The sequence below is a fragment of the Pseudomonas sp. UBA7500 genome, from assembly GCF_002478435.1.
Classification (GTDB): Bacteria; Pseudomonadota; Gammaproteobacteria; order Pseudomonadales; family Pseudomonadaceae; genus Aquipseudomonas; species Aquipseudomonas palmensis.
Genome location: NZ_DLNW01000030.1, coordinates 1 through 3,325, shown reverse-complemented (window position 1 = coordinate 3,325; position 3,325 = coordinate 1). Strand labels below are relative to the sequence as shown.

General features: G+C 66.6%; 1 protein-coding gene. It reads right to left on the bottom strand.

Going from position 1 to position 3,325, the window contains the following annotated elements; translation table 11 throughout:
• The coding region (locus B4I46_RS14685) for a condensation domain-containing protein (protein ID WP_286900719.1) at positions 1-3,325 on the bottom strand (3,325 nt) is incomplete at both ends.

Here is a 3,325-nt window from a genome sequence, read left to right as displayed (position 1 = left end):
AGCACCGCCAGCTCGGCGATGCGTTGCTGCGCCGAGCGCACAATGCCTTGCAGCAGATTGGCAAAGTGCCGGGCGATCTGCTCCACGCTGGCCCTGCTGAACCGCGCCTGATCGTAGGCATACTGCACCGACAGCTCGCGGCCCAGGCCGATGATCAGCGTCAGCGGGAAGTTGGTCTGCTCGTGATTCTGCGTACCCAGGAACGCCAGGCCGGCCGGCGCGCCTTGTTGCAGCGCCTCGGCCACCGGATAGTTCTCGAATACCAGCAAGGTGTCGAACAACCCCTCGCCGCCCGAGCCTGCCAGACGCTGGATCTCGTACAGCGGGCTGTGTTCATGCTCGCGCAGCAACAGGTTCTGTGCCTGCAACTGCTCCAGCCAGGCACCCACGGCCTGTTCGGGCGAAGGGCTGGCGACCACCGGCAGGGTATTGATGAACAGCCCCAGTTGCTCCTCCACCCCGTCCAGCTCGGCCGGGCGCCCCGACACGGTGGCGCCGAAGCTGACGCAGGCCTGTCCGCTGTAGCGTTGCAGCAGCAACAGCCAGGCGGCCTGCACCAGGGTGTTGACCGTCACCCGCTGCTGGCGGGCGAACTCGCCCAATGCCTGGGTGGCCTGCACATCCAGCAACTGGAAATGGTTGGCATGGCCCTGCCCCAACTGCGCCTTGTCGCTGCGCAGCGCCTGCACCAGGCGCGTCGGCTCGGTGAGGTCACGTACCTGCTGCTGCCAGAACGCCTCGGTGCGCGAGCTGTCCTGCTCGGACAGCCACTGGATGTAGTCGCGGTAGCGCCCGGCCGAATGCCCTGGCGTCTGGCCGGCATAGCGTTGCAACACTTCGCCCAGCAGCTGCGAGTTGCTCCAGCCGTCCATCAGGATGTGGTGGCTGGTGTAGATCAGGTGATGGTGATCGACGTCGGTACGGATCACCGTCAGGCGCAGCAACGGCGCATCCTGCAGGTCGAAGCTGCGCTGCAGGTCGGCCTCGGCCCAGCTGTCCAGGTTGGCGTGCAACGCCGGCTGCGCCCGCCAGTCCAGCACGGCGAACGGCATTTCGACCTGCTTGCGAATCACCTGCAGGGGCTGTTCGAAGCCGGTCACGAAACTGGCGCGCAGCACATCGTGACGGTCCAGTGCGGCCTGCCAGGCGTTCCTGAAACGTTCCACGTCCAGCCCCTTCACATTCATCCGCAGTTGGTTGATGTAGTTGCCTGCGCCCTGTTCGTACAAGGTGTGGAACAACATGCCCTGCTGCATCGGCGACAGCGGGTAGATATCGTCGATCTCGCTGGCGGCAATCGGCAGGCTGTCCAGCTGCACCTGGGTCAGCCTGGCCAGCGGGAAGTCCGAAGGCGTCACGCCAACGCTGCCTGGCTGCACGCAATGGGCAACCAGCGCCTCGAGCTCCTCGGCATAGGCGCGGGCCAACGCCTCGATGGTCGCGGGCGCGAACATAGCGCGGCTGAAGCTCCAGTTCAGCGTCAACTCGCCGCCATACACCTGGCCGTTGATCGACAACCAGTTGCCCAGCGGTGCTTCGGAGCTCTGGCTGTCACCGGCAGGCTCACCCGCCGGGCTGAAGAAGCCGCCCTGACCCTGTTCGTCGGCAAAGCTGGCGTCGAACTGGCCCAGGTAGTTGAAGGTGATGCGCGGCACCGGCAACGCGGCCAGGGCTTCACGGGCCTTCGCGTCGCCCAGGTAGCGCAGTGCGCCGAAACCGATGCCCTTCTCGGGTACCGAGCGCAGTTGCTCCTTGATGCGCTTGATCGAGCCGTCGAGGCTGTCGGCGGGGCTCAGCTTGACCGGGAACAGGCTGGTGAACCAGCCCACAGTACGGGTCAGGTCGATGTCGTCGAACAGTTCTTCGCGACCGTGGCCTTCAAGCTGGATCAGCACCTCATCGCGCCCGGTCCAGCGCGCGATCACTCGCGCCAGGGCGGTCAGCAGCAGGTCGTTGACCTGGGTGCGATAGGCCGCCGGGGCCTGTTGCAGCAGTTGCCGGGTACTGGCCTTATCGAGGCGCGTCTGTGCCTGGGCGGCGTGGACAGCCTGCACAGACCCCTGCGGGTTGTCGCACGGCAGCTCGGCGCTGGCGCCCGCCAGTTCGCTGCTCCAGTAGGCCAGTTCACCTTGCAGGTCGGCCGCGTGCGCCTGCAGGCGCTGCGCCCAGGCCTGGGTCGAACTGGTCTTGGCTGGCAGGCTCACCACCTGCCCGGCGGCCAGCTGGGTATAGGCGCTCTGCAGGTCTTCGAGCAGGATGCGCCACGACACGCCGTCCACCACCAGGTGGTGGATCGCCAGCAGCAGGCGCTGGCTGCCATCGGGCAGGGTCGCAAGCACCACGCGCAGCAGCTCGCCCTGCTCCAGGCTCAGGCTGCGCTGGGCCTTGTCGCACAGCGCCGGCAAGGCATCGGCAGTCTCAAGCTGCACAGCCCACACCACCTCGGGGGTTGCCTGTACCGCGCCATACTGCGCCCACCAGCGGCCATCGGCCTGCCGGGCATAACGCAGACGCAGCGCGTCATGATGGGCCATCAGCGCCTGCATGGTCTGTTGCAGCCTGTGGGCCTCCAGCAACTGGCCCGGCTTGAGCAGCAGTGCCTGGTTCCAGTGATGGCGCTGGGGTATTGCCTGATCGAAGAAGTACTGGTGAATCGGCAGCAGCAACGCCTGGCCGGTCACCGGCCCCTGGTCCGACTGGCGCTGCGCCTGGCCGAGCGTCGCCACGCTGGCCAGGCCCTGTACCGTCTGGTGCTGGAACAGCGCCTTGGGGGTGAAGTGGATACCGGCCTGGCGTGCGCGGCTGACCACCTGGATCGAGATGATCGAGTCGCCGCCCAGCTCGAAGAAGTTATCGGTCAGGCCCACCTGCTCAAGCTTGAGCACCTGCGCCCAGATCGCCGCGATGCGTTGCTCGAGCTCGCTCTGCGGTGCCACATAGGCTTGCTGCAACTGGCTGGCATCGGGCCTGGGCAGCGCACGGCGGTCCAGCTTGCCATTGCCGGTCAACGGCCAGGCCTCCAGGAACATCAGGTGTGCCGGCACCATGTAGTCCGGCAGCACGGCCTTGAGGTGCTCGCGCAGGCTGGCGAGCCGGTCGGCCGGTGCAGCCTGTTCGTCGCTTGCAATCAGGTACGCCGCCAACTGCTTGCCATTCGGTCCTTCGATGTCCAGCACCACCGCTTCACGTACCGCCGGGTGTCCCTGCAACTTGGCCTCGATCTCGCCCAGTTCGATACGGAAGCCGCGGATCTTCACCTGATGGTCGATGCGCCCCACGTACTCGATCACCCCGTCGCCGCGATTGCGCGCCAGGTCGCCGGTGC